Below are 16,204 nucleotides of genomic sequence, written 5' to 3'. Positions count from 1 at the left end.
TATTTATCACATGCTAAACGTCAATAACCTCTCCTTTTCTTATAACAAAACACCTGTTTTAAAAGATCTTTCTTTTAAAGTTGAGCAAGGTGAACACCTAGCAATTATTGGAGAAAGTGGTTCTGGAAAAAGTACGCTTTTAAAACTATTGTATGGTGAGTATGATCTTAACTTCGGAAATATCCACTGGAAAGACCTCGAAGTCCTTGGTCCAAAACATAATCTCGTTGTAGGTTACGATTTTATGAAATATGTGGCTCAAGAATTTGACCTAATGCCTTTTATTTCCGTAGAAGAAAATATTGGAAAGTTTCTCTCAAATTTTTTTCCTAAGGAAAAAAAAGAACGCACAGCAGAATTATTAGAAGTCGTTGAACTCTCAGCGTTTGCTAAAATAAAAGTCAAAACATTATCTGGCGGACAAAAACAACGTGTGGCTTTGGCAAGAGCATTAGCAAAACAACCTGAAATTATTTTACTAGACGAACCATTTAGTCACATAGATAATTTCAAAAAACAATCCCTTAGACGTAATGTTTTTAAGTATCTAAAAGATAAAAATATCACTTGTATCGTGGCAACACACGACAAAGAAGATGTGTTGGGATTTGCAGATCAAATGATGGTATTAAACAATAATAAAATAGAAGCTTACGATACTCCAAAAGCTTTATTTCAAAACCCAAGTACGTCATTAATCGCATCTTTTTTTGGAGAATTTAATATCATAAATGACACAATTATTTATGCACATCAATTAAAAATTGTTGAAAAATCTAATTTAAAAGCAACTGTAATTACAAGTTTTTTTAAAGGCAATTACTATTTAATTGAAGCAAATTTAGATGGTGAAAAGGTATTTTTTGAAAGTAAATATCATCTAAATAATGATGAAAACATCTTCTTAAAAATCTCTAATTAAACAACTTTTTGAAAGCGTCTGAAAAAATATTTGCTTTTTTCAAAAAAATATAATACTTCGTATTATGGCAGCCCATTTTCTGTAAAAAGAAAAATAAATTTTGAAAAGTCAAAAATAAATGTAAATCTTTGCAACGCATTTCAACCACATTACAACAAACAGAAGTTGAATTAAAAATTAAAAACTATGAGTTTATTTATAACATATCAAAACGATCCAAAAGGAATACCACCTTTTGTGATGCTTCGTGATTATCGTTAGATAAACTTTTCAAAATTATAAATGAAAGATCCGAAGCAAGTAAAACACTGTTTCGGATTTTTTTTATCCTGAATTTATTTCAAGACATCATTCTTAACCAGTTCGGTTAAACCTCCTCCAAAACAGTTAGAATATAAAGTTCATCAATTGAGCTTAAGCGAATTTATTTTTGCACAAAAGCGGTCACTAAGCAAAGTCGAAGTGTCGCAAAACAAATTATTAAAATAAAAAACAATGGACACGAATTTGTTAAACAACTACGTGTTAAAAGCCATAGATGCTTATCCATACGAATTAGAAGAAACCGTAGAAAACCTAAACTACGCTTTGTCATACGAGAGTAATAATGCCTACGCACTATATCTCATGGGACGTTTGCAAGCAGAGCAGTTTGGAGATTACGAAAAAGCCAAGTACTATTTTGCTGAGGCATTAGCAAATAAAATAGATTTTATAAAAGTCTATCCAAAGTACATCTTGGTTTTAATTTGGAATCACGATTTCAACGAAGCACAAAAACTAATAGATTTTGCTCACACAGTAAAAGCTGTTGGGAAAGGTGAGCTTTTAGTATTACAAGCTCAACTTTTTGAATGTCAAAAAGCGTATAAAAAAGCATTAAAAACTTTTAAGAAAGCAAAGTTGTTCGTTTATAACAACGGTTTTACTTCGTTTATTGATTCTGAAATGAACAGAGTCAAAAACAAGTTGAAACCAAATAAAAAGAAGTCTTCCAAATCTAAAAAGAAGAAGAAAAGGAAGCAGAAAAAGAATAAAAAATAACCAACCAACAAGGTATTTAAAAACCTTGTTGGTTTTAAACAAGAAATTCCTGCTTTGATGGAATTTAGAAAACATGAATAAAACAAGACACATATATTTCACTTCAGACCATCACTTTGGTCATGAGAATATTATAAAATTCACCAATCGTCCATTTGGTAGTGTAGAAGAAATGGATCAAGAACTCATAAAACGATGGAACAGTCGTATTAATAAGCACGATAAGGTATACCATTTGGGCGATTTCGGACTCTGTAAAGCAGAACGAATGCGAGACATTCTTGAGCAATTAAACGGAAAAATATTTTTAATACGTGGCAATCACGAAGGAGCTGCTCAAGCAAATCCCAACCGATTTGAGTGGATTAAAGATTACTTCGAGCTCAACGTAAATGATGCAGATGCACCTAACGGTAAGCAAAAAATCATGCTCATGCATTACGCTATGCGAGTTTGGCGATCAAGCTTTAGAGGCACATGGCATTTGTACGGTCATTCACATGGCACTCTAAAAGACGACCCAACGATGAATAGTTTTGATGTAGGTGTAGATTGTCACGATTTTTACCCATTAAGCTACGAGGAAGTCAAAAATATTATGAGTTTAAAAACATGGGAAGCTCCATTTAAGAATAAGTAATTTTCGGGCGTCACCCTCATTCGTTAAAAAACTACAGAGGGTCGCGCTTTTCGCAGTCGCTCTCTTCGAGGAGCTTCAACAATGCTACAATCGCTTACGCGAGCTCGATAATTATTAACGTCATTCTGAATTTATTTATAAATGTTTATTTCCAATTAAGGAATTCATAAATATTCGATTTCAGAAACATATTAAACTAATTAAGAATAAAAAAACTACTCAAAAAGATTGCGTAATAGTGTTAAATATTTGCAATGTAATTGACAGTTCGCTGTCAGCGCCAGTCGAAGTGTAATTTCAATTACCTAAACTTTGTAGTAGTGCTCCATCAGTTTGAGGGATTCTGATGGAGCTTAATAAAAAGTGATTAAAATTATAAGAAATGAATACTCAAGAAATAAATACTACAATCCAACGATTGAAAGAATCAAACTCTGAAGCAACCGCGTATTTTGGATTTTTTCAATATGGAGTTGGTAGAGATGAATCGAATATTAAAGCAAATAAAGAAGGATTGAGGCTTTATGCTGCTAACCTTCTTGAAGTTAGTTTGGAAATTGACGAAAGAGAATTTAAAGAAAATAAAAAGGAATTCTTTACGATACCAGAAGAATGGTTATCTAAAAATTCAGAATTTTGTTTCGAATATGTTGAGTTATTTCAACAATCAAAAACTAAAATTGAGCCAGATATTGAATATAAAGAAACTTGGAAAGATCTATTAGTAAAATACATCTTTATAGGTGTTTTAATCTTCATTTTAATGTCAATTCTTGTTGGAGCCATCACTATAATTGGTTGGCTATTTTAAGTATACCTTAGAAAGGGAAAAAGTGGGCTGACTTCGGTTGGTCTGCTTTTTAAATTCATCTAATACACAAACCCAAAAAACCGTCCGCAATGTGTTAGAGAAAAAGACATAAGTAGTTTAGAATCAACACAAAATAATTCAGGAACACCAGTAACCGTTTTTTTAATATTCAAATCTTGAAGTGGTAATTGTTGCGTTTTAGAAATAGATTTGAGTAGTGCTCTTTTTAACACATCACTTTGAATGCAATGCGATGATATTTCGGCTTTAAAAATTGAACTCTGTTTTGTTTTAGAAGCACTCAATGTTGCAATCGTATACACATAATCTTCAGTAATTGTAGATGTTGTTAAATAGCTATTGTTATCTATGTTCACTGTTCCTTTAACTTCTACCTTTTCGGTAGACAGATCAGAAAAAAGCTCACACACCAACCGTTTAGGGTTAAAAAAACGCTCACCAAATTGTTGTACATGAATTTTATAAGCAGCCTCTTTCATACTCCAAAGCAACCAAAAAGTTTCATGTTTATTTTCCGAAGAAAAAATAAGCGCTTGTTCATTTTTAGTGAAGACTTTATCTAAAAACCGAGGACGCTTCCAATTGTAAGCACTGTGCTTTAAATCGACAATATCATTGCCTATCATTTTGCAGCTAATTTTTCATTTACGATTTCCATGGCTGCTTTTACAGACGTCATTTTTTCCATGTCATCGTTCTCAATTCTAATATCAAATTCGTCTTCTACATCTAAAATCACATCTACTAGATTAGCAGAATTTATCTTTAAATCGTTAATGAAATCAGTCTCTTCAGATAAATTATTAAACGCTTTTTCATCCTGAATATAAGGTTGAATAATGGTTTTTAATTTAGCAATTAATTCGTCGTTTGTCATAGCTTAATTATATCTTTTAAAGATAATACAACCATTCACATCGCCAAAACCAAAACTGGCTTTTGCAGCAATATTTAAGTCGGTTTTCAATGATTTGGTTAATATTTTTTCTTCAGAAATTAGTTCTAAAATTTCAGGGTGCACATTCTCACAATTAATATTTGGAAACACAAATTGCTCTTTCAACTGAAGTACGGTTGCCACAGATTCAATACTTCCTGCTGCAGCTAAACAATGTCCAACCATAGATTTTAAAGAGTTAATATATGGAAAATTATCACCTTTTCGGTTCAAAGCTTTGGTCCAATTTTCAATCTCCAAACTATCTTTTGAGGTTGCCGTTAAATGACCATTTATGGTGTCAATATCGTTTGCTGAAATATTCGCGTTTTTTAGTGCGTCTTTGATACAACGTTGCACAGCTTCTGCATTGGGAGCAGTCATTGTTCCGCCATCACGTTGTCCTCCTGAGTTGATATTTCCGCCTAAAACCTCAGCATAAATTGTTGCATTTCTATCTAAAGCACTTTCTAGAGATTCTAAAACTAAAGCACCTGCTCCTGCTCCAGGTACAAACCCAGAAGCACTTTCACACATTGGTCTTGACCCTTTTTCTGGAGTCTCATTATGTTTGTAAGTCATCACTCGCATAGCATCAAACCCTCCCCAAATATATGGACCATCATCACTACAACTTCCAACAAGCATCCGTTTTGCTTGTCCGTTTTTAATACGTTCATAACCCATTAAAATAGCTTCTGTTCCTGTGGTACATGCTGAAGAATTTGTAGTCACCTGATTACCTAATCCAAGAATTCCTCCAAGAAACGCACTAATGCCACTAGCCATCGTTTGAACAACAACAGTGCTTCCTAAACGCTTGACTTGTTTATCATCGAGTTTGTAAATCGCTTCTCTAAATTTTTCAACACCAGAGGTTCCTGTTCCGAAAATCGTTCCACTATCAAAGTCTAATTCACTATTGGCATCAACATCAAACCCAGCGTCTATCCAAGCGTCAATTCCAGCCATACAGCCATACAAAATACCTGAACTATTAAACCCTCTTAATTGTAAAGGCGTTAAATACTCTAGTTTCTTTTCTTCGGAAATTTGCGGCATTCCACCAATTTGGCAAGAAAAATTTAAGTCGGCTAATTGTTGATGAAACGTAATTCCTGATTCACCATTTTTAATGGCTTTTGAAAACGCATCGAGTCCTACTCCATTTGGTGCAACGACTCCTAAACCTGTAATGACGACTCTATTTTTCATGTTCTATTTAATTCGCTGCTATCATTCCTGAGATTTTCCCACGACAAACCAATTCATTCTTCTCATTATATAACTTGACGTTACATTTCAGTTTATTAAAACGAAACACTTCTTTTTCAGAAACCACAGTCACTTTCTCTCCTGGAAAAACAGGAAGAAAAAAATCAACTTGACTTGAGGTCAATGCAATTTGCGGACTAGTTTCTGAAAATTCATCTTTCAGTATGAAAATCCCTAAACATACGAGTCCTATTTGTGCCATACATTCGGTTAAAATAACACCTGGTGTAATTGGGTTGTTTTTAAAATGTCCTTTATAAAAATACGCGTCTTTTTTAAAGGTGTAATTGCCTGTAACGCCTTCCGAAGAAATCATAGTGAGTTTATCAACAAACAGAAATGGATCTTGATAAGGTAATAGCGATATGATTTGATTTGATGTCATTTGTTAACTAATATGTTCGCCTCCATCTACAGGAATCACACAACCATTTATCCAACTTGCTTCATCTTTTGATAACAGGTATACTGCATTTGCTACATCTTCAGGCTGCGTTAATTTTTTAAACGGATTACGTTTTAAGCTATGTGCTTTTATTTGATCACTTCCCGGAATCATTCGTAATGATGCTGTATCTGTTACGCCAGCTTGTATGCAATTTGCTCTAATTCCATGTGGTGCAAACTCCAAAGCAATGTTTCTAGAAATAGCTTCTAGAGTCACTTTTGCTGCAGATACTGCTGCGTAATTTCGCCAAGCCTTCGTGTTTCCTTCACTTGTAAAACTGATTATTCTAGCATCGTCTGCAAATAGTTTCGCTTCAAAAACAGCTTGCGTCCAATCATACAAACTAATAGCCATCGCATTAATTGTAATATTAAAATCGTCGTTTTTTAAAATTGATTTTTCTTCGGAAATCATCGGTTTTAAATTCCCTTTGGCTACACTATGAACTAGTGTTCTTATTTTACCTTCTAAACCTAAAATCTCTTTCAATTCTGAAATGACTTGTTCTCGTTTTTCAGGTTTAAAAGCATCCAGATTATACGATTTAAACTGAATACCTTCAGCTTTTATAATGTCGAATTCTGCATTAATCGTATCTTCTTGCGTTCTTGAGTTTCTGTGAATGATACAAATATTCATACCGTGTTTTGCTAGCTTTTTTGCTGTTGCTAAACCTAATCCGCTTGAGCCTCCAAGTATTAATGCCCAATAGTTTTTATTTTTGAATTCTTTCATATTCATCACTATTTAAAAAATTCTTCGCTTTGCACTTCGACTACGCTCAATGTGACATAACTATTACATTTTAACTGCTCTACCAATAAGATTCTTTACTTCACTCTGAATGACATTTGACTACCATTCTAATAATATACGTTGTGCCGAAAATCCTGGACCAAAACTGAGCATTAATCCTCGATCTCCTTTGGGTAGTTTCTTATCCATAAAGCGTTCTAAAACATATAGCACTGTTGCGCTACTCATATTTCCATACAGTTTAAGCACGTCTTTAGTATCATCAATATTCTTCCCTAAAGACCCAAATAAATCTTCTACAGTTTGTACAATTTTCTTTCCGCCAGGATGAAAAATTAAGTGATCGACATCTTCAATGGTTATATTATTTCGTTCTAAAAAAGGATGCACAATCATTGGGAAGTGTTCTGAAATCGTTTCAGGAACCGCTTTATCCAATATCATTTGTAACCCAGTATTTACTAATTTAAAACCCATCATCGTTTCCGCATCATAAAAATGATACATCGCTTCATCAATTATTTTTGGACCTTCTTCATTGTCATATGAGGATAAAATAACAGTTGATGCACCATCACCAAAAATAGCAGCACTCACAATATTCACCATGGAATAATCATCGAGTTGAAATGTTGCTGTTGGTGATTCTACAGCAATTACTGCTGCACGTTTATTTGGGTTTGCTTTTAAAAAATTCTTAGCGTAAATAATACCTGAAACTCCAGCTGCACAACCCATTTCGGTTACAGGAAGTCTTACAATATCCTGTTTCATGTTCAAGTTATTAATTAAATACGCGTCTACAGAAGGAATCATAATTCCTGTACAACTTACCGTAATGATGTAATCAATATCTGTTGGTTTTAAACTGGCTTTATCCAATGCTTTCACTAAAGATTGCTCTGCTAATTTGACAACTTCACGAGCATATATATCGTTCTTTTCTTCAAAAGAAGTGTTTGTAAATACCTCTTCGGCATCCATAATTGAATAGCGTCTATCTACTCCTGCGTTTTCAAAAAGCTTAATGACCTTTCGTTTAAAACGATCCTCTTGACCTTCTAACCAAATATTCAAAAACGGAATAATATCCTTAGTCTCTCTTGTATATTTTGGTAACTGTTTGGCTACTGCTGTTATTTTTACGCTCATGTTTATTGCTACGCTATTTTTGTTCTCGCAAATGCACAAAGGCGCAAAGCGGATTGTAATTACTCATACTCTCGATTTCCCTAATCTTTTTCCTTCGGAAAGCATCTCTTCTCAAAAACTCATAAACTAGTTTAAAATTCAGAACTTTAACTTTTTAAGTATCCACTGAAAACGGAAAGCCCATTTCCAACGCAATTGATAGTTTGCATCTAACTGTTGTGATATATCAACTAATTCGTTTCGTTTAAACCCTCTTAAAACTGATGTTAATCCGTCTTCTACAATAGTTTTGTTCTTAATGGTTGTACACAAGAGCTTAAATAGATAATAAGCCAATTTATGCCTATGTAAATCGTTAACCACTATTCCTAATTTAGCTTTTTCTAAAACTGGCTTTAAAAAGGTGACCAACTCATCTTCCTTGAAATGATGAAGAAATAAAGTCGTTAATACTAAATCATACTCTAGTTGCTCAAATTCCGAAGAAAAAATATCAATAGCCTTAAATTCTAAATTGTCATAGTCTATTGATAACGACTCTGCATAATTTACTGTATGTTGATTTGCGTCAATACCAATTAATTTAAATTGATAACCATTTTGTACTCCAAAACGTGATACTTCTCTTAAAATATCTCCTCCACCGCAACCTAAATCTATTATTGTAATTTGTTTGCTTTTATCGAGATTATTAAGAGCTCTTTTGAGTCCGTTGATAGTAACTGCGTTTCCACCTAACCATTGATTGATTTTTGCTAACTTATCTAACGCATCATGAAGAATTGGACCATTATAATCTAAATCATCCATGATTTCTTGGTCTTCACTTCTATATTTTGTGCTAACAAATAAACTCATTTAACTTGCATTAATTTTCCGTGGGTTCGTTTTATAATATGAGGTAAAATACCAGGAAACTTTTTTAGACCTTGCATTAATATTTCAGAAATTTTTGGTTGATTAAATAAATTAGCCACAATGTGTCCAGTTTTTAAACGAAACTTAAAAGCTGTATTCCAGTCTCTAAGATATTGCTTTTCTAAGGCTTCTCTATTAGATATTTCTGAATTAAAAAATTTGACAATTAATAACGACGCAATTTGTGCACTTCTAATTGCCATACTCATTCCATTACCAGATAAAGGATGAATCAATGACGCTGTATCACCACACATAAGGATATGATTTTCAACTGGTTTTTTATCTTCAAATGAAATTTGACTAATCGTTAATGGTTGCTCAAAAACAGGAATTGTATTATTAAAAATACGTTTCAAATGACTATTTTCAAAAATGACTTTCTCCTGAAACTCCTCAATATTTTTAAATCTCTTAAACGAATCAAAATTGGTGATATAACATAAATTAATGTTATTATTCTCTACTTTAGAAACTCCACAATAACCGCCTTCAAAATTATGAAGTGCAACTAAATCTTCCGGGAAATCACCTTTTACATGTGTTTTAACAGCTAAATATGGTGACTTTGTTTTTATAAATTTTCTATTTAGCTTCACGTCTAGATTTGCACGTTTACCATAAGCACCAATAACTATTTTAGCTTGTAAAATTTTGCTGCTTTTTGTTTCTACGGAAAATTCTTCATCAACAAACTGAATATCCTCAACAATATCTTGAAGAATTTTTACACCGTTTTCTACAGCTTTATTTGCTAAAGCTTCGTCTAAACAAAATCTACTAATCCCAAAACCTCCTAATGGTAAATCTGCAGAAATAACTTGTCCTTTGGGTGTAGATAATTGAAATTTATCAATCTTCTTTGCTCCTAATGCAAACACATCAATATCTAAAAAATCTAAGTATGGTAGGACTTCGTTAGAAATATATTCTCCACATACCTTGTGTTTAGGATAGCTATTTTTTTCAATAACTAAAACACTCAAATTATGTTTTGATAAGTGAATTGCACTAGATAAACCAGCTAATCCACCTCCAACAATAATAATGTCAAAAGTTGAGGGTACAGTATTCAATATCTTTTTCTAATCTTTTTCTTAAAGATAAGCTGAAATTGAATTAGAATCTCTTTAGATAAGAGTAATAATTTTAAAAACTTGATCTCTAAACTGAATTGTGTCACCAACAGTTTTTCCCAAGAGCAGTTGCGCTATTGGTGTAATCGCAGAAATGGCATAGAATTTATCGTTAGCTGATGTCATTTGTCCTGCACTTATTGCTACAAAATAATTAGCTTGTGTAGTGAAGACCACGCTTCCTAATACGACGATTTCCGACGATTTAGAAATATCCATTTTAGATAATAATTGGTTTACTTTTTGAATTTCTGCTAATTGATGTCCTGCTTTTTCTCGCTCTAACTGTAACATAGCGCGACCAGTTTCATGTTTATCTCCTGCAGAACTTTTAGTCTCAGAAGTTAATGACTCTTGAATTTCATTAATCGTATTTTGTACCGTTTTGAGACGATTATCAACAAATGTTAGACACTGATTATACAAATCTTGTTTGGTATTATTTGTCTTTGTCATCGCGTGTAGGATAATTTAAGGTACCAAAATAGTTCATTTGTTTTGTAATCCATGCTTTTCTACCTTCAATGTAAGATGTCGCAGGATTGGCTTTATATCGTAAAGGGTTTGGTAAAATCGCAGCAATTGCAGCAGCTTCATATTTAGATAAACTAGACGCTGATTTTTTAAACCAATATTGAGATGCAGCTTCCACACCATAAATCCCTGGACCCATTTCTATACTGTTGAGATAAACTTCTATGATACGTTCTTTACTCCAAATTAATTCTATCAAAAACGTAAAATACGTTTCTAAGCCTTTGCGTAACCAACTGCGTTGAGGCCAAAGAAATACGTTTTTTGCGGTTTGCTGACTAATTGAACTTGCACCTTTTAAGCGTTTCCCTTTTTTATTTTGTTCGTAGGCTTTTTCAATAGCCTTAACATCAAATCCATGATGCACTAAAAAGTTTTGATCTTCACTACAAATCACTGCAAGTTGAACGTTTTTAGAAATGTCTTCGATTGGCACCCAATCATGTTTCCATCCTTTTTTACTTGCATCGGTTTGTTCAATATTTTTAATCACCATCAAAGGCGTTATTGGCACAGGAACCCATTTAAAAACAATAACGATAACGATAGAAAATACGAAAAGCCATAGCAAGGTTTTTAAAATGAATCTGAAAAAGCGTTTGATAAATTTCATGGTTTAAACTATAATAGATTTGCTAAATCTTTTCCAATTAAACTGCCAATAGCAACACCCATTCCGCCAAGACGAACTCCACAATAGACATTATTACTAATTTGTTTTACGATTGGTTTCTTTTGTTGACCAACACCCATAATACCGCTCCAACGATGATCGATTTCAAAAGGTGTTGTTGGTAAAATTGTAGTTTTTAAAAGCGCTTCTAATTTGTTTTGTATGAGATCGGTTTGAGATAAATCCGTGGTTTCTTCACCTTTAAAATCAAGGTTTCGTCCTCCACCAAAAAGTATTCTATTATCAATGTTTCTAAAATAATAATACCCTTGATCTAAGTGGAATGTGCCTTTAATGTGTAAGTTTTTTATTGGTTTAGTAATTAACACTTGAGCTCTTGCTGGTTTAACTTCGGAAATATCTAAACGTGATGCAAAGCCATTTGTTGCTATGAGTAGTTTTGAAGTAGAAAACTCAAACTGATCTGTTTTTATTTTTACAGAATTATCAGCTTCGGAAAAATGCTCTACAGTACTGCTATTAAGTATTTTTATACCTGAACTTAACACCAATTGTGTCAGTGACACCATCATTTTACCAGTGTCTATTTGTCCTTCAAATTGATTAAAACTTAAAGTTTCATTGCAATTCTCAAAACCAAAAGGGTTGAACTTAAAACTAAACACATCTTGCTTAAAAAGAGGTTTTAATAATGTATTTATATCTTCTTTTTTATCTAGACATTGCTCTAATAGATCGGTATTTGTAAACAACTCATAACCTCCAAGTTCTTGATAATCTAGTGTTGAGTCGCCTAACGTTTTTCGTAATAATTGCAATCCATCAATACGTTTTTTTACCAAATTAAACACCTCTTCTTCAGAGTGTGTTTTAAGATCATCAATAATTTCGCTTAAACTCCCAAAACAGGCAAATCCTGCATTTTTTGTACTTGCGCCTTGAGGTAATAGTCCTTTTTCTAGTATTAAAATTTTAGATTTAGGAAAACGGTTTTTTAACTGTAACGCACAATTGAGTCCAACGATTCCGCTACCAACGATGGTATAATCGATATTGGTGAGCCATGATTTTATTTCCCAGTAAGATAGATTCATGTTATTTTTTATAATGGCATTAAAGCTGGACCAATATAACCAAGCCAAAGGATTGCACTAATAAATGAAGATGGAACAACAAGGATTAGTAATTGTAACTTCTCTTTTTTAGAAAGTCGTTTCAAAAATAAATGTATAGCAAGTATAACTGTTATTATGCTGGTAATAGTAATCAAATAATTATCCTGAAAATAGTTTAAATCTAAATTTTTGTAATTAAAAATAATGATAGAGATAAACTGAAGGCTTGTATATAGAAACAAAGAAAACAAGAATATTAAAACCCAAATCGAGTATTTAACTTTAATTCGCTTTATTAATAAAATTAACCAACAGCTTAACGAAATTAAAAAAGAAACGAATATAATACCATTAACAATGGAAAAATTGTGAGTGTTTTTTAGTTCTAATAATTTTGCATGACCTAGACAACCTACTAAGTTGCCTGTATAATTATAATTGAAAATTTTTGATACATCTCCATTTGTGAACAATAAATCTAATATAAAGATTATTGCATTATTTAGAACTGCATATGCAGGAAAGAAAATCAAAAACAAAGAGAAGATAAATAGTGCTTCTTTATTTTTTAACATATCAATGTATTATTTAATCTCTTAAATATATAAATAACAATCGATTTCTGTTAAGGATGGAGTGGTTTGTTTGAGCTCTCCCGATAGCTATCGGGAAGCGAGCCATGAGAGCCTGACGCTTTGGAGCTTTCTGCGGAAAAGGGAAACAGCATAAAAAAACTCCGAAACGTTAATTTCGGAGTTGTTATTTTAGTCTTCTTGCATAGGTTGCATTACGAAATCTTCCATAAATTTAGTAGTATAATTGCCTGCTAAATAATCTGGATGATCCATCAATTGCCTATGAAAAGGAATTGTAGTTTTAATACCTTCTATAACGAATTCATCTAAGGCACGTTTCATTTTATTGATTGCTTCTCCACGAGTTTGCGCAGTGGTAATCAACTTTGCAATCATAGAATCGTAGTTTGGCGGAATCACATAACCTGCATAAACATGTGTGTCTAAACGCACACCATGACCTCCTGGAGCGTGCAATGTTGTGATGCGACCTGGTGATGGTCTAAAATCGTTAAAAGGATCTTCTGCATTGATACGACACTCGATAGAATGCAATTGTGGTAAATAATTTTTTCCTGAAATTGGAACACCTGCAGCTACTAAAATTTGCTCTCTAATTAGATCAAAATCAATAACTTGCTCTGTAATTGGATGTTCTACTTGGATACGAGTATTCATTTCCATGAAGTAGAAATTACGATGTTTATCTACCAGAAACTCAACAGTTCCTGCGCCTTCATATTTTATATATTCTGCAGCTTTAACAGCAGCTTCACCCATTTTTTTACGCAAAGCGTTGGTCATAAATGGTGACGGAACTTCTTCGGTTAATTTTTGGTGACGTCTTTGAATTGAACAGTCTCTTTCTGATAAGTGACATGCTTTTCCTGTTGAGTCTCCAACGATTTGAATTTCGATATGTCTTGGCTCTTCAATGAGTTTTTCCATGTACATATCATCGTTTCCAAAGGCTGCTTTAGATTCTGCTCGTGCAGATTCCCATGCATTTTGTAAATCTTCAGGTTTCCAAACTGCACGCATACCTTTTCCTCCTCCACCTGCAGATGCTTTAAGCATTACAGGGTAACCGGTTTCTAGAGCTACTTTTTTACAGTCTTCAAAATCTTCAATAACACCTTCACTTCCTGGTACACAAGGAACTCCTGCTTCTAGCATTGTTGCTTTAGCATTTGCCTTGTCTCCCATTCTATCAATCATTTCTGGAGATGCACCAATAAATTTGATGTCATGTTCTTCACAAATTTTTGAAAACTTAGCGTTTTCTGATAAAAAACCGTATCCTGGATGAATGGCATCAGCATTTGTAATTTCTGCTGCTGCTATGATGTTTGATACTTTTAGGTAAGATTCACTACTTGATGGAGGACCAATACAAACTGCTTCGTCTGCAAACTTAACGTGTAAGCTTTCTGCATCTGCTGTAGAGTATACAGCTACAGTCTTGATACCCATTTCTTTACAGGTTCTAATCACACGTAATGCGATTTCTCCTCTATTGGCTATTAATATTTTTTTAAACATATTTTTTTAGTTTAAGAGTTTTTGGTTTAGCTGTTTATGAGTTTAAATGACTTGGATTTAAACTTTAAACTTTAAACTTCTAAACTTAAAATTATGATGGATCTACTAAAAATAATGGTTGATCAAATTCTACTGGAGAAGCGTCATCCACTAAAATTTTAACGATTTTTCCTGATACTTCAGATTCAATTTCGTTAAATAACTTCATTGCTTCAATAACACAAAGTACGTCACCTTCTCCTATAGAAGTTCCTACCTCAACAAACATAGGTTTGTCTGGAGATGGCTTACGATAGAATGTACCGATAATTGGTGATTTAATGGTAATGTATTTTGAATCTTCTGTTGCTGCTGGAGTTGCTTCTATTGCTACTGGAGCAACCGTTTGTGCTGATACAGGAAGCGCTTGAGCTACTTGTTGATTAACAGGTATTTGTTGAACGTAGGTAGTTGATTCCCCTTTATCATCTGAACCTGTTCTAATGGTAATTTTAATATCATCCATTTCTAATTTAACCTCACTTGCGCCAGATTTGGCTACAAACTTGATTAAGTTCTGAATTTCTTTAATATCCATAATTAATAGTCGTTTTAAATAGTTAGTTAAAAAGTTGGTTATGAATTATAAGCCCATTTAAAATAAATTGAGCCCCAAGTAAATCCGCCACCAAAGGCTGCGAAAATTATCTTGTCATCTTTTTTTAATTGTGATTCGTAATCGTTTAATAGTAATGGTAAGGTTGCTGATGTAGTGTTTCCATATTTGTGAATATTCATCATTACCTTAGCAGAATCTAACGACACTCTATTAGCTGTCGCTTCAATAATTCTTTTATTGGCTTGATGTGCTACTAACCATGAAATATCATCATTAGTTAAATTGTTTCGTTTCATGATACGCTCTGTAACATCTGCCATATTAAAAACTGCATTTTTAAATACAGTTTTTCCTTCTTGAAATACATAATGTTTGCCTTCAGCAAATGTATCTGCTGTAATTGGATACGAAGAACCTCCATATGTGGCTTGTAAAAACTCACGTCCTTCACCATTACTTCTTAATAATTCATCTTGAAGACCTAAACCTTCATGGTTTGGCTCAAACAAAACTGCTCCAGCTCCATCACCAAAGATAATGCATGTTGCTCTATCTTTATAGTTGATAAATGATGAGTTTTTGTCTGCTCCAATAAGTAAGACGTTTTTATATTTTCCAGACTCAATGTAACTTGATGCGACAGACATTCCGAAGAGAAAACTAGAACAAGCCGCTTCTAAATCGAACGAAAATGCATTAGTTGCGCCAATCTCAGTTGCAGTAAAAGCTGCGGTTGAGGCAGCTTTCATATCTGGTGTTGCTGTAGCAACAATTACTAATTCTATGTCTTTAGGATCAATTCCTTTTTTATCAATAAGATTTTGAGCTGCTTTAATTGCTAAAAAGGAAGTTCCTTTTCCTTCTTCTTTAAGAATTCTGCGTTCCTTAATACCTGTACGACTAGTAATCCATTCGTCATTGGTATCGACCAAAGTTTCTAATATTTGGTTGGTCAATTTGTATTCAGGTACATAAGCTCCTACTCCTGTAATCGCAGCTGTGATTTTACTCATATTAAATTTTTAATATCAACTCAAAAAAAGTGGAAATTTGTAAAAAATAGATGAATTTTTAATGAATTTACTAATTTCTGGCCGATTAAAGTGCAAATTAAGGTTTTTTTAGACTCTGAAAAATTAAACATAA

The 16,204-nt window shown here is 33.1% G+C and carries 19 protein-coding genes; 4 read left to right on the top strand and 15 right to left on the bottom strand.

Features of this window, described 5'->3' with window-relative positions; all coding sequences use genetic code 11:
- The first annotated feature begins 10 nt into the window (after nt 1-10).
- The 4 genes from WNY78_RS11535 (at nt 11) to WNY78_RS11520 (ending at nt 3,417) form a co-directional block, all read left to right on the top strand.
- The gene (locus tag WNY78_RS11535; protein WP_342873355.1) at nt 11-922 is read left to right on the top strand and encodes an ABC transporter ATP-binding protein; all 912 of its coding nucleotides are present in this window, start codon (nt 11-13) and stop codon (nt 920-922) included.
- Nucleotides 923-1,417: 495 nt separating this feature from the next.
- Complete coding sequence (locus WNY78_RS11530) at nt 1,418-1,966, top strand: hypothetical protein (RefSeq protein ID WP_342873354.1); 549 nt, start codon at nt 1,418-1,420, stop codon at nt 1,964-1,966.
- A 73-nt stretch (nt 1,967-2,039) separates the two neighbouring features.
- A complete protein-coding gene (locus tag WNY78_RS11525) occupies nt 2,040-2,606 on the top strand; it encodes a metallophosphoesterase (RefSeq protein WP_342873353.1) in 567 nt (188 codons plus the stop codon).
- Between the two features lie 382 nt (nt 2,607-2,988).
- Nucleotides 2,989-3,417, top strand: coding sequence for a hypothetical protein (locus tag WNY78_RS11520; RefSeq protein ID WP_342873352.1), 429 nt, complete (start codon nt 2,989-2,991; stop codon nt 3,415-3,417).
- Between the two features lie 59 nt (nt 3,418-3,476).
- Here WNY78_RS11520 and WNY78_RS11515 read toward each other — a convergent pair whose 3' ends face one another.
- From WNY78_RS11515 to WNY78_RS11445, 15 genes are all read right to left on the bottom strand, one after another.
- Nucleotides 3,477-4,064, bottom strand: a complete 588-nt coding sequence (locus WNY78_RS11515; RefSeq protein ID WP_342873351.1) for a 4'-phosphopantetheinyl transferase superfamily protein — start codon at nt 4,062-4,064, stop codon at nt 3,477-3,479.
- A complete protein-coding gene (locus tag WNY78_RS11510) occupies nt 4,061-4,315 on the bottom strand; it encodes a phosphopantetheine-binding protein (RefSeq protein WP_342873350.1) in 255 nt (84 codons plus the stop codon). The genes WNY78_RS11515 and WNY78_RS11510 overlap by 4 nt, the downstream gene beginning before the upstream one ends.
- 3 nt (nt 4,316-4,318) lie before the next feature.
- The gene (locus WNY78_RS11505; RefSeq protein WP_342873349.1) at nt 4,319-5,590 is read right to left on the bottom strand and encodes a beta-ketoacyl-[acyl-carrier-protein] synthase family protein; all 1,272 of its coding nucleotides are present in this window, start codon (nt 5,588-5,590) and stop codon (nt 4,319-4,321) included.
- 7 nt (nt 5,591-5,597) lie between these two features.
- Entirely contained in the window at nt 5,598-6,035 is a 438-nt protein-coding gene (locus tag WNY78_RS11500) for a hydroxymyristoyl-ACP dehydratase (protein ID WP_342873348.1), read from the bottom strand.
- Between the two features lie 3 nt (nt 6,036-6,038).
- Nucleotides 6,039-6,833 (bottom strand): SDR family oxidoreductase, encoded by a 795-nt coding sequence (locus WNY78_RS11495; RefSeq protein ID WP_342873347.1) that lies wholly within the window; start codon nt 6,831-6,833, stop codon nt 6,039-6,041.
- A 120-nt stretch (nt 6,834-6,953) separates the two neighbouring features.
- Complete coding sequence (locus WNY78_RS11490; RefSeq protein WP_342873346.1) at nt 6,954-8,006, bottom strand: type III polyketide synthase; 1,053 nt, start codon at nt 8,004-8,006, stop codon at nt 6,954-6,956.
- A gap of 138 nt (nt 8,007-8,144) precedes the next feature.
- Nucleotides 8,145-8,864 carry a methyltransferase domain-containing protein gene (locus WNY78_RS11485; RefSeq protein ID WP_342873345.1) on the bottom strand — a complete coding sequence of 240 codons (720 nt, stop codon included), beginning with the start codon at nt 8,862-8,864 and terminating at the stop codon, nt 8,145-8,147.
- Complete coding sequence (locus WNY78_RS11480; protein ID WP_342873344.1) at nt 8,861-10,000, bottom strand: NAD(P)/FAD-dependent oxidoreductase; 1,140 nt, start codon at nt 9,998-10,000, stop codon at nt 8,861-8,863. Before WNY78_RS11480 ends, WNY78_RS11485 begins: the two co-directional genes overlap by 4 nt.
- 54 nt (nt 10,001-10,054) lie before the next feature.
- Nucleotides 10,055-10,516: a 3-oxoacyl-ACP synthase gene (locus tag WNY78_RS11475; protein ID WP_342873343.1), complete on the bottom strand. Its 462-nt coding sequence runs from the start codon at nt 10,514-10,516 to the stop codon at nt 10,055-10,057.
- A complete protein-coding gene (gene mtgA / locus WNY78_RS11470) occupies nt 10,500-11,207 on the bottom strand; it encodes a monofunctional biosynthetic peptidoglycan transglycosylase (protein WP_342873342.1) in 708 nt (235 codons plus the stop codon). Before mtgA ends, WNY78_RS11475 begins: the two co-directional genes overlap by 17 nt.
- An 8-nt stretch (nt 11,208-11,215) precedes the next feature.
- A complete protein-coding gene (locus WNY78_RS11465) occupies nt 11,216-12,322 on the bottom strand; it encodes an FAD-dependent oxidoreductase (protein ID WP_342873341.1) in 1,107 nt (368 codons plus the stop codon).
- A gap of 8 nt (nt 12,323-12,330) precedes the next feature.
- Complete coding sequence (locus WNY78_RS11460; RefSeq protein WP_342873340.1) at nt 12,331-12,918, bottom strand: hypothetical protein; 588 nt, start codon at nt 12,916-12,918, stop codon at nt 12,331-12,333.
- Between the two features lie 189 nt (nt 12,919-13,107).
- The gene (gene accC, locus WNY78_RS11455) at nt 13,108-14,460 is read right to left on the bottom strand and encodes an acetyl-CoA carboxylase biotin carboxylase subunit (RefSeq protein ID WP_342873339.1); all 1,353 of its coding nucleotides are present in this window, start codon (nt 14,458-14,460) and stop codon (nt 13,108-13,110) included.
- A 91-nt stretch (nt 14,461-14,551) separates the two neighbouring features.
- Nucleotides 14,552-15,037: an acetyl-CoA carboxylase biotin carboxyl carrier protein gene (gene accB, locus WNY78_RS11450; protein ID WP_342873338.1), complete on the bottom strand. Its 486-nt coding sequence runs from the start codon at nt 15,035-15,037 to the stop codon at nt 14,552-14,554.
- Between the two features lie 38 nt (nt 15,038-15,075).
- Nucleotides 15,076-16,071, bottom strand: coding sequence for a beta-ketoacyl-ACP synthase III (locus WNY78_RS11445; RefSeq protein ID WP_342873337.1), 996 nt, complete (start codon nt 16,069-16,071; stop codon nt 15,076-15,078).
- Nucleotides 16,072-16,204 lie beyond the last annotated feature (133 nt).

It is taken from the genome of Psychroserpens sp. AS72, assembly GCF_038900375.1.
GTDB lineage: Bacteria > Bacteroidota > Bacteroidia > Flavobacteriales > Flavobacteriaceae > Psychroserpens.
This window is presented reverse-complemented; position numbering and strand designations above follow the sequence as displayed.

Bases quoted from the DNA above. Each gene is read 5' to 3' on its own strand.
- WNY78_RS11535 (WP_342873355.1), top strand. From the start codon at position 11: ATGCTAAACGTCAATAACCTCTCCTTTTCTTATAACAAAACACCTGTT.
- WNY78_RS11530 (WP_342873354.1), top strand. From the start codon at position 1,418: ATGGACACGAATTTGTTAAACAACTACGTGTTAAAAGCCATAGATGCT.
- WNY78_RS11525 (WP_342873353.1), top strand. From the start codon at position 2,040: ATGAATAAAACAAGACACATATATTTCACTTCAGACCATCACTTTGGT.
- WNY78_RS11520 (WP_342873352.1), top strand. From the start codon at position 2,989: ATGAATACTCAAGAAATAAATACTACAATCCAACGATTGAAAGAATCA.
- WNY78_RS11515 (WP_342873351.1), bottom strand. From the start codon at position 4,064: ATGATAGGCAATGATATTGTCGATTTAAAGCACAGTGCTTACAATTGG.
- WNY78_RS11510 (WP_342873350.1), bottom strand. From the start codon at position 4,315: ATGACAAACGACGAATTAATTGCTAAATTAAAAACCATTATTCAACCT.
- WNY78_RS11505 (WP_342873349.1), bottom strand. From the start codon at position 5,590: ATGAAAAATAGAGTCGTCATTACAGGTTTAGGAGTCGTTGCACCAAAT.
- WNY78_RS11500 (WP_342873348.1), bottom strand. From the start codon at position 6,035: ATGACATCAAATCAAATCATATCGCTATTACCTTATCAAGATCCATTT.
- WNY78_RS11495 (WP_342873347.1), bottom strand. From the start codon at position 6,833: ATGAAAGAATTCAAAAATAAAAACTATTGGGCATTAATACTTGGAGGC.
- WNY78_RS11490 (WP_342873346.1), bottom strand. From the start codon at position 8,006: ATGAGCGTAAAAATAACAGCAGTAGCCAAACAGTTACCAAAATATACA.
- WNY78_RS11485 (WP_342873345.1), bottom strand. From the start codon at position 8,864: ATGAGTTTATTTGTTAGCACAAAATATAGAAGTGAAGACCAAGAAATC.
- WNY78_RS11475 (WP_342873343.1), bottom strand. From the start codon at position 10,516: ATGACAAAGACAAATAATACCAAACAAGATTTGTATAATCAGTGTCTA.
- mtgA (WP_342873342.1), bottom strand. From the start codon at position 11,207: ATGAAATTTATCAAACGCTTTTTCAGATTCATTTTAAAAACCTTGCTA.
- WNY78_RS11465 (WP_342873341.1), bottom strand. From the start codon at position 12,322: ATGAATCTATCTTACTGGGAAATAAAATCATGGCTCACCAATATCGAT.
- WNY78_RS11460 (WP_342873340.1), bottom strand. From the start codon at position 12,918: ATGTTAAAAAATAAAGAAGCACTATTTATCTTCTCTTTGTTTTTGATT.
- accC (WP_342873339.1), bottom strand. From the start codon at position 14,460: ATGTTTAAAAAAATATTAATAGCCAATAGAGGAGAAATCGCATTACGT.
- accB (WP_342873338.1), bottom strand. From the start codon at position 15,037: ATGGATATTAAAGAAATTCAGAACTTAATCAAGTTTGTAGCCAAATCT.
- WNY78_RS11445 (WP_342873337.1), bottom strand. From the start codon at position 16,071: ATGAGTAAAATCACAGCTGCGATTACAGGAGTAGGAGCTTATGTACCT.